General features: G+C 57.1%; 16 protein-coding genes, 1 tRNA gene and 1 pseudogene. 5 read left to right on the forward strand and 13 right to left on the reverse strand.

Features of this window, described 5'->3' with window-relative positions; translation table 11 throughout:
* The 7 genes from HMPREF2796_RS06150 to hscB all read right to left on the reverse strand — a co-directional run.
* A partial coding sequence (locus HMPREF2796_RS06150) for a putative quinol monooxygenase (RefSeq protein ID WP_070631922.1) occupies positions 1–283 on the reverse strand: 283 nt, incomplete at its 3' end.
* A 287-nt stretch (positions 284–570) separates the two neighbouring features.
* Positions 571–3,423 (reverse strand): aminomethyl-transferring glycine dehydrogenase, encoded by a 2,853-nt coding sequence (gene gcvP, locus HMPREF2796_RS06155; RefSeq protein WP_070631925.1) that lies wholly within the window; start codon positions 3,421–3,423, stop codon positions 571–573.
* Positions 3,424–3,612: 189 nt separating this feature from the next.
* Positions 3,613–4,146 (reverse strand): hypothetical protein, encoded by a 534-nt coding sequence (locus HMPREF2796_RS06160; RefSeq protein WP_070631928.1) that lies wholly within the window; start codon positions 4,144–4,146, stop codon positions 3,613–3,615.
* 276 nt (positions 4,147–4,422) lie between these two features.
* Positions 4,423–4,884: a recombination regulator RecX gene (gene recX, locus HMPREF2796_RS06165; RefSeq protein ID WP_070631930.1), complete on the reverse strand. Its 462-nt coding sequence runs from the start codon at positions 4,882–4,884 to the stop codon at positions 4,423–4,425.
* Complete coding sequence (locus tag HMPREF2796_RS06170) at positions 4,871–5,569, reverse strand: phosphoglycolate phosphatase (protein ID WP_070631934.1); 699 nt, start codon at positions 5,567–5,569, stop codon at positions 4,871–4,873. Before HMPREF2796_RS06170 ends, recX begins: the two co-directional genes overlap by 14 nt.
* Before the next feature lie 98 nt (positions 5,570–5,667).
* Positions 5,668–6,453 (reverse strand): BPSS1780 family membrane protein, encoded by a 786-nt coding sequence (locus HMPREF2796_RS06175; protein WP_141749175.1) that lies wholly within the window; start codon positions 6,451–6,453, stop codon positions 5,668–5,670.
* Positions 6,454–6,551: 98 nt separating this feature from the next.
* Positions 6,552–7,052 (reverse strand): Fe-S protein assembly co-chaperone HscB, encoded by a 501-nt coding sequence (hscB, locus tag HMPREF2796_RS06180; protein ID WP_070631941.1) that lies wholly within the window; start codon positions 7,050–7,052, stop codon positions 6,552–6,554.
* 200 nt (positions 7,053–7,252) lie between these two features.
* On the opposite strand from hscB, the gene prmA reads away from it, so the two are divergent.
* From prmA to HMPREF2796_RS06200, 4 genes and pseudogenes are all read left to right on the forward strand, one after another.
* Positions 7,253–8,146, forward strand: coding sequence for a 50S ribosomal protein L11 methyltransferase (prmA, locus tag HMPREF2796_RS06185; protein ID WP_070631944.1), 894 nt, complete (start codon positions 7,253–7,255; stop codon positions 8,144–8,146).
* A gap of 246 nt (positions 8,147–8,392) precedes the next feature.
* Positions 8,393–9,208 (forward strand): MJ0042-type zinc finger domain-containing protein, encoded by an 816-nt coding sequence (locus HMPREF2796_RS06190; RefSeq protein WP_070631946.1) that lies wholly within the window; start codon positions 8,393–8,395, stop codon positions 9,206–9,208.
* 108 nt (positions 9,209–9,316) lie between these two features.
* Positions 9,317–9,859 (forward strand): annotated as a pseudogene (locus HMPREF2796_RS06195) (DUF924 family protein).
* Positions 9,860–10,051: 192 nt separating this feature from the next.
* On the forward strand, positions 10,052–10,477 hold the full coding sequence (locus HMPREF2796_RS06200; RefSeq protein ID WP_070631949.1) for a hypothetical protein: 426 nt from the start codon (positions 10,052–10,054) through the stop codon (positions 10,475–10,477).
* 75 nt (positions 10,478–10,552) lie between these two features.
* Here HMPREF2796_RS06200 and HMPREF2796_RS06205 read toward each other — a convergent pair whose 3' ends face one another.
* Positions 10,553–11,350 (reverse strand): c-type cytochrome, encoded by a 798-nt coding sequence (locus tag HMPREF2796_RS06205; RefSeq protein ID WP_070631952.1) that lies wholly within the window; start codon positions 11,348–11,350, stop codon positions 10,553–10,555.
* Between the two features lie 281 nt (positions 11,351–11,631).
* Between HMPREF2796_RS06205 and HMPREF2796_RS06210 the strand changes: the two genes are divergently transcribed.
* Positions 11,632–11,708: transfer RNA gene (locus HMPREF2796_RS06210), tRNA-Arg, on the forward strand.
* Between the two features lie 147 nt (positions 11,709–11,855).
* Here the strand turns inward: HMPREF2796_RS06210 and HMPREF2796_RS06215 are convergent.
* The 5 genes from HMPREF2796_RS06215 to ribBA form a co-directional block, all read right to left on the reverse strand.
* Complete coding sequence (locus HMPREF2796_RS06215) at positions 11,856–12,515, reverse strand: protein-L-isoaspartate O-methyltransferase family protein (RefSeq protein WP_070631956.1); 660 nt, start codon at positions 12,513–12,515, stop codon at positions 11,856–11,858.
* A 138-nt stretch (positions 12,516–12,653) separates the two neighbouring features.
* Positions 12,654–14,936: an NADP-dependent malic enzyme gene (locus tag HMPREF2796_RS06220; protein ID WP_070631959.1), complete on the reverse strand. Its 2,283-nt coding sequence runs from the start codon at positions 14,934–14,936 to the stop codon at positions 12,654–12,656.
* Positions 14,937–15,015: 79 nt separating this feature from the next.
* The gene (locus HMPREF2796_RS06225; RefSeq protein WP_070631962.1) at positions 15,016–15,603 is read right to left on the reverse strand and encodes a FixH family protein; all 588 of its coding nucleotides are present in this window, start codon (positions 15,601–15,603) and stop codon (positions 15,016–15,018) included.
* A gap of 4 nt (positions 15,604–15,607) precedes the next feature.
* Positions 15,608–17,041, reverse strand: a complete 1,434-nt coding sequence (ccoG, locus tag HMPREF2796_RS06230) for a cytochrome c oxidase accessory protein CcoG (protein ID WP_070631965.1) — start codon at positions 17,039–17,041, stop codon at positions 15,608–15,610.
* Positions 17,042–17,503: 462 nt separating this feature from the next.
* Positions 17,504–18,862 carry a bifunctional 3,4-dihydroxy-2-butanone-4-phosphate synthase/GTP cyclohydrolase II gene (gene ribBA, locus HMPREF2796_RS06235; protein ID WP_070631968.1) on the reverse strand — a complete coding sequence of 453 codons (1,359 nt, stop codon included), beginning with the start codon at positions 18,860–18,862 and terminating at the stop codon, positions 17,504–17,506.
* Positions 18,863–18,877: the final 15 nt, after the last annotated feature.

The following is an 18,877-nucleotide window of genomic DNA, read 5'->3' on the forward strand; positions in this document are numbered from 1 at the left end:
TGATCTGTGTATAGAGTTGGATATCCGGGGCTTTTTCGCAGGCTTCTACCAAGGTTGGCACAATGCGGGTAAAGTGTGCAGAAGCGGAATGGGTATCCAATACAGCCTGGTTTTGCCATAGCTCGATGAAGCTGACTTGGTTGGGTTGTTGGGTATTTTGGTATAGGTGGTAAGACAGGCAGCCGTTTTCCTTACGGGTTTCGGCAATCAATTCGTCGCAGTGTTGCAGGAATTTATCCAGTTCGGCGGGTTTGACTTCGAATTGGGCAACTACAGTAATCATAATGACTCCTTGGTGTTATTTGGATGGATGATTGGTAACATTTGATTTAGGTTACCTGAAAGCAGTGTAACAGATTTTCTAGTTAAAGCCGCCGATTTCTTCATACCGCATGCATTCAGCTTGCTGTGCGACCATATTGCTTACTACTTTGCTGCTTTGTATGCTAAATGAGCTTTAGAAATGGCGAGTTTCTTTGGTTTTATTTCGCTTTGCATAAGGACAATAAAGGCTACCTGAAAATTTGATTTCAGGTAGCCTTTCTTTTATGACAGGGTTAATACCTATGTTTAGCCTTCATAGTGCTCGATACTGGGGCAAGAGCAAACCAAGTGGCGGTCGCCGTATACATCATCGATACGGTTTACGCTCGGCCAGAATTTGTTCTCGCGCACATAGGGCAGGGGGTAGACGGCTTCTTCGCGGCTGTAGGCACGTTTCCATTCGCCGGTTACATCGGCGGCGGTATGCGGTGCGTTGACCAGCGGGTTGTCGTCTTTCGGCCATTCGCCGCGCTGTACTTTCAGCGCTTCCTGCTTAATCTGTTTCATCGCAGCGATGAAGCGGTCGAGCTCGGCCTTGCTTTCGCTTTCGGTAGGCTCGATCATCAGCGTACCGGCTACGGGGAAGGACATGGTCGGGGCATGGAAGCCGTAGTCCATCAGGCGTTTGGCGATGTCCACTTCGGTGATACCGCTTTCGGCCTTGAGCGGGCGTAGGTCGATGATGCATTCGTGCGCCACGCGGCCGTTTTTGCCGGTATAGAGCACCGGATAATCGGCGGAGAGCTGCTTAGCAACGTAGTTGGCGTTGAGCAGGGCGGTTTCGGTGGCTTGGCGCAAACCGTCTGCCCCCATCATGCTGATGTACATCCAAGTAATCGGCAGGATGCTGGCGGAGCCGTAGGGTGCGGCAGATACGGCACCCATGCCCACAGTAGCACCTTCCACCGGTGCCACAACGTGGCTTGGCGCAAACGGTGCAAGGTGGGCTTTCAAGCCGATGGGGCCCATACCAGGGCCGCCGCCACCGTGCGGGATGCAGAAGGTTTTGTGCAGATTCATGTGCAACACGTCGGCACCCACTTCGGCCGGCTGCATGATGCCGACTTGGGCGTTCATATTGGCGCCGTCCATATACACCTGGCCACCGTTCTCGTGGATGATGCGGCAGATGTCGCGGATGCCTTCTTCATACACGCCGTGGGTGGACGGGTAGGTAATCATCAGCGCACCCAGCGTATCTTTATGTTGTTCGGCCTTGGCTTTCAGATCGGCAATATCCACGTTACCGTGCTCGTCGGTATCCACGATCACAATCTGCATACCGGCCATGTGGGCGGTGGCGGGGTTGGTGCCGTGGGCGGAGCGCGGAATCAGGCACACGTTGCGTTCGGGGTGGCCTTGCGCTTCGTGGTAGCGGCGGATGGTAACCATGCCGGTGTATTCGCCTTGCGCGCCGGAGTTGGGCTGGATACAGATGGCGTCGAAGCCGGTAACGGCCTTGAGCTGCTCTTGCAGGCCGTGGATCATTTCCAGGCAGCCTTGCACTTGTTCGCGAGGGGCAAACGGGTGCACGTTGGTGAATTCCGGCCAGGTAATCGGAATCATCTCGGCGGTGGCATTCAGCTTCATGGTGCAGGAACCGAGCGAAATCATGCTGCGGTTCATGGCCAAATCGCGCTCTTCCAGTTTTTTCAGGTAGCGCAGCATTTCGTGTTCGGTGTGGTAGCTGTTGAACACGGGGTGTTGCAAGATCGCGCCTTTGCGCTGCAGGTTTTCAGGTAGCCTGCTGGCGGGTGCGTTCTCGGGCAGGGCAGCCGCCTTGCCTGTGAACAATTCAACCAGTTGGGCAAACTCTTCGGCGCTGGAGGTTTCGCTGAAGGCGGCAGCCAGCACGTTCTCGCCAATGCGCAGCAGGTTGAAGCCGGCATCCAGTGCTTTTTGGTACACGCCGTCGGCTTGCGCCTTGCTGCCGAAATCCACGGCCACAGTATCGAAGAATACCGAATGCACCACTTTGCCGCCGGCAGCCTGTACCGCATCGGCAAAAGCAACAGCCAGCGCGTGGATACGGCGGGCGATGCGGTTTACGCCTTCGGGACCGTGATACACCGCGTACATACCGGCCAAGTTGGCCAGCAGCACTTGCGAAGTACAAATATTGGAATTGGCTTTTTCACGGCGGATGTGTTGCTCACGGGTTTGCAGTGCCATACGCAGCGCCTGCTTGCCGGAGGCATCCACCGATACGCCGATGATACGGCCGGGAGCGGAGCGTTTGTCTTTGTCTTTAAACGCAAAGTAAGCAGCGTGCGGGCCGCCGAAGCCCATCGGGATACCGAAGCGCTGGGTGCTGCCCAAGGCAATGTCGGCGCCCAACTCGGCGGGTGCTTTCAACAGCACCAGGCTCATGATATCGGCAGCCACGGCCACCACTGCGCCTTTGGCTTTCACAGCGGCAATCACGTCGCCCAAATCGGCCACGTCGCCGTCGTTGCCCACATATTGGAACAGCGCGCCGAAGTATTCGCCGTTGCGAGCGGTGTCGAAATTGCCCACCACCAGCTCAAAATCGAAATATTTGGCTCGGGTTTTGATCACGTCCAGCGTTTGCGGGTAAACGCGCTCGTCCACAAAGAATTGGTTGGATTTGGATTTGCCCACGCGGCGCGCCATGGTCATGGCTTCGGCAGCGGCGGTGGCTTCGTCGAGCAGGGAGGCACCAGCCAGCTCGAAGCCGGTGAGGTCGATACATACCTGCTGGAAGTTCAACAAGGCTTCCAAACGGCCTTGCGACACTTCGGCTTGATAGGGCGTATAGGCGGTGTACCAGCCCGGATTTTCCAGCACATTGCGCAGAATCACATTCGGCAGGCGGGTGGGGTAGTAGCCTAGGCCGATATAGCTTTTATTGATACGGTTTTTGGCGGCGATGCCCTTGAGTTTGGCCAAAGCATCGGCTTCGCTTAATGCTTCGGGCAGCTGCAGCGAGCCGGGCATACGCACGCTTTGCGGCACGGTGTGCTCCACAAAGCTGCTCACATCTTTTTCGCCCAACGCGGCCAAAAGGGCGGCACGGTCGGACAGGCTGAGGTGGCGGCCGATAAAGTCGTTGTGGTGGAAGAGTTCGTTAAACTTCATGATCCTGCATCCTTTCTGCTTGCTCAGTGTTGAGGTGGTGGGGGATTGGAACAGACGGTTGTATTGTAGCCTAAATTAGGGTGCTTGCGGCGGGTGTGGCAAAGATTCTGCCATTTTCTGCCGATGGTTTTCAGGTAGCCTTAGCGGGGGTGGCAGATAGATGGTTTAGATGGCAATGATAGTGACGGGTCAGCGGCGGAAGAGGTGCACGCCGTGCAGACGGAAGGGCGGATCGGGGTGTTCGGCCAGCAGGTATTCCCGCCCGTTTGCTCGGGCGATGGCGAAGCAGACTAAGGGGGCGCCGCCGTGGAAGAGGTACAGTTTATCCGCTTCGCGCCGCCAATCGCCGCCGCAGCCGCAGTCGGTTTCCCCTGTGCAGGCGGCCAATTCGGCTTTACTGGGCTCGTATTCCAGCTCGAAGCTGCCGTTGCGGTAGAGCCGTAAGGTGTGTTGCGGGCTACGGTAGGTGGCGGTGCGGTTGACGAAGCTGCCGTCCCATATGAGTTTGAGTATGGCGGACAGGTTGAGCAGGGTGGTGATGCTGCCGGGGTCGAGCAGGAGGAGCAGCCAGTAATACCACGGCTCCGCCCACTTTATGCTGCCGAGGAAGAGCAGGATGGGGCCGACCAAGGGGGTGAGCGAATAACCTTTGCGCAGGAAGAGCCAGTTGCATGAGGCGATGAGGGCAAAAAGGATGAGGGCAGGATAGGCGGTAACGGGCATGGCGAGTTTGGGAAAAGGCTACCTGAAAGTATTGGCGGGTTTGTGCGTAAACGGCAGGCGGCCATATTTATCGCGAATTAAAGGTTAGGATGCCGCTGCGTTGGCTCGGGCTGGCCACATTGTTTGTATTGTTTGTGGCTTGCCGACTTGCCCTGTTCTTATTTGAATCCGCTCTACATCCGCGCATTATTTTTCAGGTAGCCTTTTCAGCAGGGTTCTGTATTGCAAAAGGCTACCTGAAAATGCTGCAAGGGTGTTTTCAGGCAGCCTTTCTGTTTATTCATCCCACTCTTCTTCGTCTTGCCAGGCCTTATCCAGCGCGTGGCGGATGGTATCGTGGTCGAAGCCGCGGTAGGCGAGGAAGCGGGCGGCGCGTTGCTGTGCGGCGAAGTCGGCGGGGGGCTGTTTGAACTTTTTGCGCAGCACGGCGCAGGCGGTGGCGCGTTCGCTGTCGCGGTCGGGCAGGGTGGCTTCGATGAGTTCGTTGTCCAGCTTTTGCTGTTGCAGGCCTTGGGCGAGGCGCAGGCGGCCGTAACGGCTGCTTTTGCTGTATACGTAGCTTTCGGCGTAGCGCTGGTCGGATTGCCAGTCGCGCTCGGCAAACTCTTGCAGCAAAGCATCGATTTCGGCGGGATCTTCGGCATAGGGCGCGAGTTTGCGCCGCAGTTCGGCTTGCGACATTTCCCGCCGCGACAATAAATCTAGGGCGCGGCTGCGCAGGGATTTAACGGCGGTCATCGGGGCGCAGGCGGTCGTAGATTTCGGGCAGGGTGCTCACGATCCAATCCGCGCGGGTGGCGGGGTTTTCGGCCAATTGGTCCATATCGGCATAGCCGTAGCGCACGCCGATGGCAAAGCAGCCGGCGGCTTTGGCGGCGAGGATGTCGTTGCGCGAATCGCCCACCATCGCCATGTTTTCCGGCTTCACGCCCAATACTTCGGCGGCGTGCAGCAAGGGTTCTGCATCGGGCTTGCGCTGGGGCAGCGTATCTCCGCCCACCACGAGGCTGAACAGGTCGGCCAGGCCCAGGCGGCGCAGCAGCTCGGCGGCCCAGGCTTCACGTTTGTTGGTGATTACGGCCAGCGGGATGCCGAGGGTTTTCAGGAGCTGGAGGCCGGTTTTTACTTCGGGGTAGATGTAGGTGTGGCGGTCGAGGTGTTCGGAATAATGTTGGGCAAACACGGCGAAGGCACGCTGCCACACTTCATCAGGGGCTTGGCCGTCCGGATCGGCAGTGAGGGCTCGGTGCACGAGTTTGCCCACGCCGTCGCCCACGTAGGACATCATCAGTTTTTCGTCGAGTAGGGGCAGGTTTTCGCTGCGGCGGGCTTCGTTGGCGGCAGCGGCGAGGTCGGCAAGGGAATCGACTAAGGTGCCGTCTAAATCAAAGGCGGCGGCAAGGATTTCGGGGCGGGTATTCATGATGTGGCCTCGGAGGTTGGATAAAAAATGATGGCGGATTTTAGCATGGGGCTGGTGATAAGAAGGCTACCTGAAAGTTTCAGGTAGCCTTTGGGTTGCTATTTGAAGAATAGATCACGATACACGGCATAAGGTACCAGCATCAGCAAGGGCATCACCACCAGCAGGCCGAGGAATATGGGAATCATGCCGACAATAAACAGCAGCCCCATCATCAAACCACAGAATACCGCGCCGCCGATATTGCGGCTGAAGCCTTGCCAGCTCAGCAATATAGCACGTTTGGGTGGTTCGTTTTCCAAGATGATCAAGGCCGGAGCGAGGAAGGTAAAGGCAGAATAAACTATGCCCAGTATGAGAGATAGTGCCATCACGGAAAGGCCGGCAGACATCATCTGTGCTTCATCTAGATCCAGATTGGCAGCACTGCTCACATCGCCTACTTGTCCGACGATCAAGATGATTGCAGCAAGGTTGCTAATTAAAGCCACTACCGCGCCGATTGCGCCGATTATTGCCAGCGATTTGGTGTTTTCCTGAAAGCCGATAAAAATTTGGCCGAATTCAAAATCGCCTTCTGCTTCCAATTGTTTGGCAATAAAGGCAAAGCCGGCTATTTCAAATATGGAGATGGCCGCCTGCAGCAGGCCGCCGATATACGGAATCATGCCCAAGCCGATATTGATGGCGCCAAACAACAGCGCGGCGCCAATAAGTTTGCCCGGGCGCAGTTTGAACAAACGCCAGGCAGCGCCAATCCACTCTTTAGCATTACCGGCAGGCAAAGCTTGCGGCTCGGCCAAATAGTTGCCGTGGTGGGTGGAATCCGGTTCGCCGTTGGTGCGCGGCGGGGCATATCGGTTGAATTGTTGATTGTCCATCATGGTTTCCCTTGTTGGTTGGAAGAGTAGGCGGCAGGCTACCTGAAAAAATTAGATGGCAAAATATTGTGGTTTTGGGGTTTCAGGTAGCCTGTTAAGGCTTACAACGCAGCGTGGATTTCCTGCCGGATTTTATCGAGGAAACGGCCTTGCGGCACGAGTTCGGCGGCTTGGGCGTAGTCTGCCTGCTGAAAGGCGGTGCTGAGTTTGGCCAGCAGCCGGGCCTCTTCGGCGGCCACTTGCTTATCCAGCGCGGCGAGTCGTTCGGCAGAGTTTTTGGTGCGGGCTGCGGCCAGCTCTTCACGCCATTCCATTTGCTGCATTAGAAACTCGGGATCGAAGGCGGTGCGCTCTTCGGAATCGGCCTGGATGCCTTGCGCCTGCAGCAGCAAAACGGCGCGCTCCAGCGGCCGGCTGAGGCGGCGGTAGGCTTCGTTGACGGCAGCGGCCATCATCACGGCCTGTTTCTGCTCGAAGGCGGAAGCGGTGGCGGTTTTGTCGGGATGGAAGCGGGCGGCCAGTTGGCGGTAGGTTTGCTCCAGCGCGGCGGGGTCGAGGTCGAATTGCGCGGGCAGGTTGAAAAGTTGGAATTCGCGGGGCATGTGTGTGCTTTCAGGTAGCCTTTTCTAAAGATGGAATTGTATAGGCAAACGCCAAGATGAGGCTACCTGAAAACGGCGGCGGGCGGTTTTGGCGAAGCTTGCCGCACCCGTTTTCAGGTAGCCTGCAAGCGCCGCGGCTGGCGGAAGGGCGGCGGCTTGCTATACAATACGCACCCTTACCGTTTGAAAGAAATGCGATTATGCCCTACCAACAAGCCAGTATTCCGATTGGTGCCGACCGTGCCGAGCAGTTTTCCGATGCGTTAATGGCGGCCGGTGCATTGTCGGCCGCGATTGAAGATGCCTACGCCGGCACAGACGAAGAACAGGCTATTTTTGGCGAGCCGGGCGAAGAAAGCGGCCAAATTTGGCAGCGCAGCTTGGTGATTGCCCTGTTTGACGACCAATGCAACGTTGCTGTCGCCGTGGCTGCCGCGGCCAAGGAATGCCGGTTGGAAGTGCCGCCCTACCGCATCGAGCAGTTGCCGGAGCAGGATTGGGTACGCCTCACGCAATCGCAGTTTGATCCCATCCGCATTTCCGGCCGGCTGTGGATAGTGCCCACCTGGCATGATATTGCCGACCAATCGGCCGTAAACCTGCGGCTCGACCCCGGCTTGGCTTTCGGTACGGGCAGCCACCCCACCACCCGCTTGTGCCTACAATGGCTCGATGAAAATATCCAAGCTGCCGACCGCGTGCTCGACTATGGCTGCGGCTCCGGCATTTTGGCCATTGCCGCGCTCAAACTCGGCGCCGCTGCCGCCGATGGCGTAGATATTGATGAGCAGGCTATTGTGGCCAGCCGCAGCAATGCCGAGCAAAACGAAGCCGCCGCCCGTTTTTTCCTGCCCGACGACTTGCCGGAAGCGGAATACGATGTGGTGGTGGCCAATATCCTGGCTAATCCGCTGCGCCTGTTGGGCGGCATGCTGGCTTCGCGTACCAAGGCGGGCGGGCGGATTGTGCTTTCCGGCATTTTGGAAGAGCAGGCCGAAGAGCTAAACGGCATCTATAGCGAATGGTTCGATATGCAGCCGCTGGTTGCCGAAGGCGGCTGGGTACGTTTGGTGGGCGTGCGTAAAGCCGGATAACCCGCCAGTAATGCCGTAGAGCCGTTTCAAACGGGAGTGAAACCGGGCAAGCCGATGCCAAGTATCCTTTTTGAAACGGCTAAATTCATGGCAAATGGTTTGGCGGGAGTAGCCCGCCAGCACAAATTCTCTGCAAAATATACAAAAAACCGACAGTTAGCCGCTAAAAGGCTACCTGAAAATGGTAAAAGCGCATTAATTTTCTTAAAATAGCGGCCGAAACATCAGTATTTGGATTGCCGACACATGAAAACCGTCAAACTCAGTTGCCCCCGCTGCCACGCGGAGAATCATTATGCCGTAGCCGATTTGCAGGCAGCCAACGGGCGGGTGCAGTGCAGCCAGTGCCGGCACGCCTTCACGTTAACGCGCAAGCCAAAAGCCCAGAGCGCGCCCGCTGCCAAAGCCGAGATTCTGCAGGAAGACGTGATTCACGCCAAAATACCCCTGCACGAGAAACTTGCCCGCCTCAAACAACAATCTGCCGCCTTGGCCGCACAGCAGGCGGGGCAAGACGCCGACGAATCCCTGCATACCCAGAAAAAACCGCTGGCTGCCGAGCTGGACGAAATCGACAGCCGCCTGCGCCGCCAGCGCATGGCGCTGGATAACGACACCGGCCACGCCATGCCCTTCAAATTGGCTGAAGCCGAGCGCACTGCCAACAGCACCGATGCCATCGAAGCCCTGCTGCAACGCTCTGCTGCCACCCCGCCGCCGCCCGCCGTACTGCCCAGCATCGACACCCTGCTCAAAAGCGCGCAATCTACCGCTGCCGGCCATGGGCAAACCCAAAACATCCACATCCAGGCTGAGAGCTTGGTGTTCAACTTAGTATCCGGCCGCGACCCCGGCGGCATCCAGCTGCCTGCCGCAGCAAAACTGCCAGCCGTTATCGACCAGCCCGCCGATAACCTGCTCTCTGCGCCTTCTAGCCATCCGAGTGTTCCTGCATCTGCCGCTGCCGTACACAGCGAATTCAACTGGACGCTGGCTTCGCTGGCTGCGCTCACAGTATTGATTATGCAGCTGTTCTACTATTTACTGATTATGAAGCACTGAATCACAGCACCGAAATGTGAAAAGGCTACCTGCAAACTAGAAGAACTGGTTTTCAGGTAGCCTTCTATCATGGTGGAAGCAAGGGGTAAGTTAATTGACTCATACCATATGAAAGGAAACTCCATAACCGCCATCTACCCCGATGACGTGTTAGATTTTTGGTTTAACCCGGCCAATCAAGCATTTTGGTTTGCCAAAAACCCCGATTTTGATCAATAAATCCGCAAACGTTTCGCTGTGGTATGGGCGCAGGCCGCGCAATCCGAGCTAAACAGCTGGCGTAGCAATCTACGCGGGCGGCTGGCGGAAATCATCGTGCTCGACCAATTTTCGCGCAATCTGCACCGCAATAGCCCGCAGGCTTTCGCCCAAGACAATATGGCTGTGGCGCTGGCACAAAAAGCCGTGCGGGAGCAAGGCTTTGCCGAAATGCAGCCAGAAGAGCGGCAGTTTATGTTGATGCCGCTCATGCATAACGAAAGCTGCGCTATCCACCAGCAGGCGGTGGAGCTGTTTGCCCGCTATACCAATGAATCCGCGCTGGATTTTGAGATCAAACATTGGGCAATCATTGAGCGTTTCGGCCGCTATCCGCACCGCAATGCGGTACTCGGGCGGCAGAGTACGGCGGAGGAATTGGCATTTTTGTAAGAGCCGGCCTCATCGTTTTAAGTGCAGCTTCTGGTTCAGGGCAGGGAAAGGCTACCTGAAATCAGCAAAATTAAAAATGTTGCCAGAAGTCAAGGAAGCTTGTTTTTCAGGTAGCCTGTTATTTAGGGTGAGTGTTAGACTACTGGCGGTTTTTAGCTTTGCGGAGTATCCGCGGTTGATTGGGAGAAGATGATGAAAAAGATGATGTTGACGGTATTGTTGCTTACCGTTGGCGGCACGGCTCTGGCTCAGCAATATGGTTCGGCGCAGCAGATTCAGCGTTTACGCGGTGAAACTGTGCAACTGCTGAAAACGGTGCCACACGCATCCGACCGTGCGCTGATCGAGCAGTATAAGCTGCAAAATCTGGAAGGCAATATTTGGGAAGGGCTGTATGCGGAAGGCGACAGCCAACCGAGCACGGTGCCGAGTGGCTATTTCCTGTTTAACCGGCGTGGTTTGCAGGCCTACGTCGGCTGGGGCAAACTGGACGGCGTGCGCTGCCGGCCGTTGAACGGCTACCGCCAAGCACAGTTGTGCACGGCGCCGCGTGCTGATTGGCAGGCAGTGCGGGCATTCGAGCGCCGGATGGTGGCATTTTTGCAAACGGCGGGATAGTTTGGTCGCTTGATTGATGTACGAAATAAAGGCTACCTGAAAGGTTTCAGGTAGCCTTTATTATGCAGGGCAGGCTTACAGTTTGCCGCCGGATTGGTTGGCCATATATACCACGGCAGCTTCCACGTCGGCATCGCTCAGGTTGGCATCGCCGCCGCGGGCAGGCATGGTTTTAAAGCCTTGGATGGCGTGTTGCACCAAGGTGGCGCGGCCTTGTGCCAGGCGCGGTGCCCATTCGTCGTTGTGAGTGATTTTGGGCGAGTTGGGGAAGGCGGAATTGGCGGCGTGGCAGGCGATGCACAGTTTGTTGAACACGGCTTCGCCATTGGCTGCGGCAGATTGGCCGGCAGGGGCGGATGCACCAGAGGCGGCGGCATCGCCTTTTTGTACGGCGGGGGCAGTGAAGTTGCCGCCGGATTGGTTGGTCATGTAGGCCACGGCGCGGGCAACCTCATCATCGGTAAGGGTGCTGTCGCCACCGCGGGCAGGCATTTGGCCTGCGCCGTTGAAGCCGTTGATGGCGTGGGCAACGAGCGTGTCGAAGCCTTTGGCGATGCGGGCGCTCCATTCGTCGTTATGGGTAACTTTGGGCGCGAAAGCAACGTTTTTGTCGGCACCGTGGCATTGGATGCAGACTTTGTCGAACACTTGCTTGCCTTCGCGTTCGCCTACGGGTGTGCCATCGCCCATGGTAAGGCGGCCAGTGGGCTGAATGCGGGTTTCCACAGCGCTGGGCTGCATATCGGAAACGTTGCTGTAGTAGCCGGTGGTGGCAAGCTTAACCAGGAGGAAGAGGGTGATCAGCAAAACGAGCAGGCCGCCGATAAAGGTAATGGCGGCTGAGCCTTTGATGTTGTTAGCAGTGGTGTTCATGGTATGGGCTTTATGGTTTGTGGTCGTTATGGGCGCATGCGGCAGCATGCTTGTTTATTGGTGTGAAACCTTCACATAATCAGATTATTGAACGCTTCTTTTGGGTTCACATTCAATCCGTCTGATACAGGTTTGGTTTCGGTTTGTAAGATTGTGCGAAATTATACTGAATTCGCTTATAGCTTCCAATCGTAAAATTCTATTCTGTGCTGCTTTGCCGCCGGAAGGAGACAAAATTTTTTGCCTTTGTGCCGGTTTTGGGTTAATCTTACGCGCTTCTCGCACCCATAGCTCAGTTGGATAGAGTGTCAGTTTCCGAAGCTGAAGGTCACAGGTTCGATCCCTGTTGGGTGCGCCAGTTATTTGGGAAGGCAGCCGGTTGGCTGCTTTTTTGTTGCTTGGTTGTTTTAAAATGGCATGATACGGCGTTGATTCGCCTTATTTTTATGCCAATAGGCGGCTATAAATTTCAGGTAGCCTTTCCAGTGAGGCTACCTGAAAGTTTTTAGAAGCGGAACGATGAGGGTTTTTTCACGGCGGGGCCGCTGAGGGCAGGGGCTACGGTATCAAACATCACGCTTTGTTCGTAACTGTCTTCACCGTTACATTGCACGAGCAGGGCATGCATCACGGGCTCTTGGCCGACGATTACCGCCATGCGGCCGCCGGCGGGCAGTTTGCTGCGCAGGGTTTCGGGCATTACGGGGCAGGAGCCGCCCACATAGATGGCGCTTACGGTGGCGATGGGCGGGTTTACCAGACCGTCGCCGATGCGGTAATCGATATTGGTGAGGCCGAGGCGGTCGAGCACGGCTTTGGCTTGTTGCTGCTGGGTTTCATCGGTGTCAATGGTAATGACGCGGCCGGCGAGTTTAGCCAGCACGGCGGTGGCGTAGCCGGAGCCAGTGCCGATTTCGAGCACAGTGTCCTTTTTGGTGAGCTTCAGGCCTTGAATCAGGCGGGCAACCACTTTGGGTTCGAGCATGGCGCTGCCGTTGGGCAGGGGCAGGGAAAGATCGGCGTAGGCGTAGGCCTGCTGTTCGGGGGCAACGAATTGTTCACGCGGCACTTCGGCCAAGGCGTCGAGAACGTCGAAATCCAATACGCTCCAGGGGCGGATTTGCTGTTCGACCATGTTGAATCGGGCTTGTTCAAAGTAGTTCATTATTTTGCTCACAGCGGTGGGTATGTGTTTGAAGGCTGGATTATAAGCTAATTCGATGTTTGTGGGCGGCAAATGTGCGGAGTAAAGAAAAGGCTACCTGAAAGTTCAGGTAGCCTTGATTTTTACTGCTTCAGCTATTTAGCCTTGGCGTTGTGCATCCACGGCGGCCAGTGCCACCATGTTTACCAAGCGGCGCACAGAGGCGAGCTGGTTGACGATGTGCACGGGTTTTTTCATGCCCAGCAGAATCGGGCCCACGGTTACGCCGTCGGGGCTGGCGACGCGCAGCAGGTTGCAGCTGATGTTGGCGGCTTCCACGTTGGGCATCACCAAGAGGTTAGCGGCGCCTTTCAGGGTAGAGTCAGACATGCTTTGCTGGCGCAGGCTTTCCACCAAGGCGGCATCGCCCTGCATTTCGCCGTCGATTTCCAACTGCGGGGCGGATTGGCGGATAAGCTCAAGTGCACGGCGCATTTTTTCGGCACTTTCAGAGGGCACGGAACCAAAGTTGGAGTGCGACAGCAGTGCGACCTTGGGCGTGATGCCGAAGCGTTGGATTTCTTCGGCGCACATCAGCGTGCTTTGGGCAATCTGCTCGGCAGTCGGATTGGCGTTTACATAGGTGTCGGCGATGAACAAGTTGTGGCCGCCGAAAATCAACGCATTCATGGCGCAGGCGGTGTGGTCGGGGTTGTTGTAGCCGACAACGTTGGAAACGACATCCAAGTGATGGCGGAAGTGGCCGACCGTACCGCACACCATGGCATCGGCATGGCCTAAGTGCAACATGAGCGCACCGATGAGGGTGGGGTTGGCAATAACGTGGCGTTGTGCCAAATCAGGGCTGATGCCGTTGCGTTTTTGCAGGTTGTAGTAGGCTTGCCAGTATTCGCGGAAGCGGGGATCGTTTTCGTTGTTGACGATTTCGAAATCGCTGCCGGCGCGGATGGTAAGGCCCATTTTTTGAATACGGGCTTCGATCACTGCCGGCCGGCCGATGAGAATTGGCGTGGCCAGTTTGGCAGACACAATCTGTTGGGTGGCGTGCAGCACACGCTCGTCTTCGCCTTCGGCCAACACCACGCGTTTGAGCGATTGGCGCGCTTGGGCGAAGATGGGTTTCATGAACAGGCCGGATTTATAAACAAACTCGTTCAGTTTTTCTTCGTAAGCGGCAAAATCGGCAATCGGGCGGGTAGCCACGCCGGAATCCATGGCGGCTTTGGCCACGGCGGGTGCCACGCGGGCGATCAGGCGCGGATCGAAGGGTTTGGGAATCAGGTATTCTGGGCCGAATTTCAGCTCGGCGCCGGTGTAGGCGGTAGCGACTTTGTCGTTTTGCTCGGCCATGGCCAAATCGGCAATGGCGCGCACGGCGGCCAGCTTCATTTCTTCGTTGATGGTGGTGGCGCCTACATCGAGTGCGCCGCGGAAGATGAAGGGGAAGCAGAGAACGTTGTTCACCTGGTTGGGGAAGTCGGAACGGCCGGTGCCGATAATCACATCGGGGCGGGCGGCTTTGGCTTCCGGCGGCCAAATTTCGGGCTGCGGGTTGGCCATGGCCAGCACGATGGGCGAAGCGGTCATTTGTTTGAGCATATCGGTGCTCAATACATTGGGGCCGGAGAGGCCGAGGAAGATGTCGGCGCCGGGCACGGCGTCGCCGAGTTTGCGCCAGCCTTTGTCTTCAATGGCATAGCGCACTTTGCTGGCATCCATGCGTTCGCGGTCTTCGCGGGTTTGGTAAATCACGCCTTTAGAGTCGCACACGGTGATGTTTTCGCGTTTCATGCCCAAAGCCACGAGCAAGTCGAGACAGGCGATGGCGGCAGCACCGGCACCTGAGCACACTAAGCGCACTTGGCCGATATCTTTGCCCACCAGGCGCAGCCCGTTGAGAACGGTGGCGGCGGTGATGATGGCCGTGCCGTGTTGATCGTCGTGGAATACTGGGATTTTGCAGCGTTCGCGCAGTTTTTTCTCAATGTAGAAGCATTCGGGCGCTTTGATGTCTTCTAGGTTGATGCCTCCGAAAGTAGGCTCGAGCGAGGCAATGATGTCCACCAGTTTTTCGGGGTCGGTTTCATTGATTTCGATATCGAACACGTCGATGCCGGCGAATTTTTTAAACAATACGCCTTTGCCTTCCATCACCGGTTTGCTGGCCTCGGCACCGATATTGCCCAAACCGAGCACGGCGGTACCGTTGGAAACCACGGCCACCAAGTTGCCGCGTGCGGTGTATTTATAGGAATCCTGCGGATTGGCTTGGATTTCCAGGCAGGGGGCGGCCACACCCGGAGAATAGGCCAGCGACAGGTCGTGCTGGGTGGCCAGCGCTTTGGTGGGGGCTACCTGAATTTTGCCGGGCTGCGGATATTGGTGAAAATCGAGGGCGGCTTGTTTCAGCATATCGTCCATGGGATAGGTCCTTTTGTTGGGTGGAAGGGGAAACGGGCTTGAGGCTACCTGAAAAATCCAATGTCTGCCCAGCCTGAGGCTACTGCTTGGCTTTCGGCGGGTTGGGCGCCGCCGGCTGGGGCATCGGCACCAGGCTCAGGCTGTTGCCGCGTTTGGGATACCAAATGCCTTGCACGCGCCATTTGCCGGCGCTGTCTTCCAGGCGTACATACCAATGGTCGGCAGGGCGCAGGGCTTGGAAATCTGCGGCATATTCTACCCGATTCGCCGCCGCTGCGGCACTACCCTGCCGCTGCATCGCTACGGTTTGGTCGTATTCGCTGCGGGCAGGATGCAGCCACAGCAGTTTGAGCGGCACATCGGGCTCGATATTGCCGCTGAGCAGGATTTTGGCGCGGTTGTTGTCGGGGCTGACGAGCAATTCGGCACGGATTTGCCGGTGTTCGGCTTCTTGGTCGCGCTCCATTTGCAGGGCGATATTTTTGCCTTCTCGGTAGTAATCGTCGGTAACCAACGAAGGATTGTTGCGGGTGGCGGCGAGGTTATAAGTATAGAAAGCGGCCACCACCACAATAGCCGGCCCGGCCATCAGCAGCCATGGCCAAGGATATTTGTACCACGGTTTGGCCGGGCTGCGGCCAGCGTGGGGCGGGGTGGGCGTGCTCATGCGCTTATTCTCCGGTGAAGGTGCTTTTGGTGGTGATGGTTTCGGCTTCGTTCGGCTTTTCGGGGTCGGCATAGCGGAAGGTGAAGACGATGGGGTTGCTGCCCGGCTCGGCATAATCGGGCAGCACGGCTACCTGAACAGGAATGGAGATACTGTCGCTGCCGTTGAGGCGCAGGCCGCCTTCAGGCAGGCCGGTGATTTTGATGTCTTCCAAGCCGGCCACTGAAGCGGTAAGGATTTTGGTGTGTTCGCTGGCGTTGGTAATGCGCAGGTTATAGGCGTTTTCCAGCCAGCCGTCTTGGTTTTGACGCACCATCACGCCCCGGTCTTTGATGATGTCGATGTGCACATTCTGGCGCAGCAGAAGACCGACCACCAAACCCACGGCCACTGCGGCCAATACCGCGCCATAGCCCAACACGCGCGGGCGCAGCATACGGCGCGGGATTTTGTTTTCCGGATAGTCTTTTTCCAGCGCGCCTTCGGTGGTGTAGCGGATGAGGCCGCGCGGATAGCCCATTTTATCCATTACCTCGTCGCACACATCAATGCAGGCGGCACAGCCGATGCATTCGTATTGCAGACCGTTGCGGATGTCGATGCCCACCGGGCATACCTGTACGCACAAGGTGCAGTTGATGCAGTCGCCCAAATCGGAGTCTTCGCGCTGCACGTTTTTCTTACGCGCACCGCGCGGCTCGCCGCGTGCCGGGTCGTAGGAAATAATCAGCGTGTCGCGGTCGAACATGGCGCTTTGGAAGCGGGCATAGGGGCACATGTATTTGCACACCTGTTCGCGCATGATGTGGGCAAATAGCCAAGTAGCCCCGCCATACAGCATGGCGGCAATCAGTGCTGCGCCAGAAACGGCCGCCCAGTTGAAGGTGAAGATGTGGGTTACCAGCGCGCGGATGGGGCTGAACCAGCCGGCAAACGTGATGCCCGTCCAAGCGCATACCAGAAAAATCAGCAGATATTTGGTGGCTTTAATGCGGATTTTGGTGAAGTTCCACGGCGATTTATCGAGCTTGAGCCGTTTGTTGCGGTCGCCCTCTACCAAGTGGTCGATCCACAGCATGATTTCGGTATAGACCGTTTGCGGGCAGGCATAGCCGCACCACAAACGCCCGGCGATGGTAGTCCACCAAAACAGGCCGAAAGCCGAGAGAAGCAGCAGACCGGTGAGGTAGATCAAATCGTTGGGCACCAGGGTGAAGGCGAAGATATGGAAACGGCGGCCGGGAATGTCGAACCACACTGCCTGGCGGCCGTGCAGATTGAACCAGGGGGTAACGTAAAACACGAACTGCGTGGCCAGAATAGCCCACAGGCGCAGGTTGGCAAAACGGCCTTTGGCCAGCTTGGGATGAATACGTTTCGCGCCCTGATACAGGGAAATCACCTGTTCTTTGGGTGGTTGGGCTGCGGGTTGTGCCATGAGGGTGTTCCTTTGGATTGCTCTAAAATTGTTATTTTTTATTAGTTGTTTAGCTGCCAATTGGTGTGGCAAATAGTTTGCCGGCAGGGCATTGGGCAACATAGGGGATTATACGCCGTGGCCGAAACCCTTGTCAGCCCGCTTGGCGGTTGTCGTTTGGGCCCGATAGATAAAGGCAATGGTCGTGGATGAGAGGCTACCTGAAAGTGCGAAATTCGGTTTTCAGGTAGCCTTTATTTTAAGTTTCTCGGTTGTGGGCTATTGGACATAAATGCCTGATCTACGGTTTACAGTAATGGGGAGAGTTTTGCATGAGCGAGAGATTGCCCATCTTGCTACGGGCTGGTGATGTGCCGATCGCCATATAAATTGGCAGGTAAGCAAAGGCTACCTGAAAGTTTTGGCTTCGCAGAAACTCACTAACGTTCGTTTTCAGGTAGCCTTTGCTTGCAACGATCGCTTTTATTCCATGCTCTCAAACCCTGTCACTTCCAGCCCGAAGCCGGTGAGGCCGGTGAGGGAGGAGGGCTGGCCGAGCACGCGCATTTTTTTCACGTGGAGGTTGGCGAGGATTTGCGCGCCGATGCCGTAGGTTTTGCTGTCCCACTGGCGGGTTTGGCTTTTGCCTTTGGGCAGGGTGCGGTCGAGCAGGGTGGCGCCGTCTTCGGTGCGGTGCAGCAGGATGGCGACGCCGTGTTCGGCGGCTTGGATGCGCTCGAGGGCTTGCGGTAGCGGCCAGGAGTGGCGGGGGTTGGTTTGCAGGAAATCCATGGCGCTGAAGGGCTCGTGTACGCGCACGAGGGTTTCGGTGTCGGGCTGCGGGCTGCCTTTCACCAGGGCGAGGTGGGTTTCGCCGGAGAGTTTGTCTACATAAACGTGCTGGCGGAAATCGCCCCAGGGGGTGCGGACGGGGCTGCTGCCCATTTCTTCGAGCAGGGTTTCGGTGCGGCTGCGGTATTCGATGAGGTCGGTGATGGTGCCGATTTTGAGGCCGTGCTGCCGGGCGAATTCGGTGAGCTCGGGCATACGCGCCATGGTGCCGTCGTCGTTGATGATTTCGCAGATAACGGCGGCGGGGATGAGGCCGCACATTTGGGCCAAATCGACGCCGGCTTCGGTGTGGCCCGCGCGCACCAGCACGCCGCCTTTTTGGGCGCGCAGGGGGAAGATGTGGCCGGGCTGGACGATGTCTTCCGGCCGGGCGGCGGGGGAAACGGCGGTTTGGATGGTGAGCGCGCGGTCGGCGGCGGAAATGCCGGTGGAAATGCCGTGGGCGGCTTCGATGGATACGGTGAAGTTGGTGCCGTATTGCGCGCCGTTGTGCTGGGTCATGAGGGGGAGCTTGAGTTTGTCTACCAGCTCTTCGGCCATGGGCAGGCACACGAGGCCACGGGCGTGTTTGATCATGAAGTTGATGGCTTCGGGGGTAACGAATTGGGCAGCCATGAGCAGGTCGCCTTCGTTTTCGCGGTCTTCGGCATCGGTGATGATGACCATTTTGCCAGCTTTGAGGTCGGCCAGGATTTCGGGGATGGTGGAAATGGGGGTGGACATGGGACGGGTATTCCTGTCGGTGGGTTGTGGGGCGGATGTGGGTGAACTGTGGTCGGTGTCGAGCCACAGCGCGGGCATGCCGGCGCTGTGTTCGATTTTGCGGGCTTTGCGCTCGCCGAAAGGCTTGTTTTTCAACAGGGCGGAAAGTTCACCCTGGTTGATGCCGGTGGCGGATACGAAATCAATCTGCCGGCCTTGGTGCAGGCGGTTGATCCATTCGCGCAGGTTGCGGCGGCGCAGTTCGGTAATATTGATGGGGCTGGGCATGGGCTACCTGAAAAT

The sequence above is a fragment of the Eikenella sp. HMSC071B05 genome (genome assembly GCF_001811325.1).
Classification (GTDB): Bacteria; Pseudomonadota; Gammaproteobacteria; order Burkholderiales; family Neisseriaceae; genus Eikenella; species Eikenella corrodens.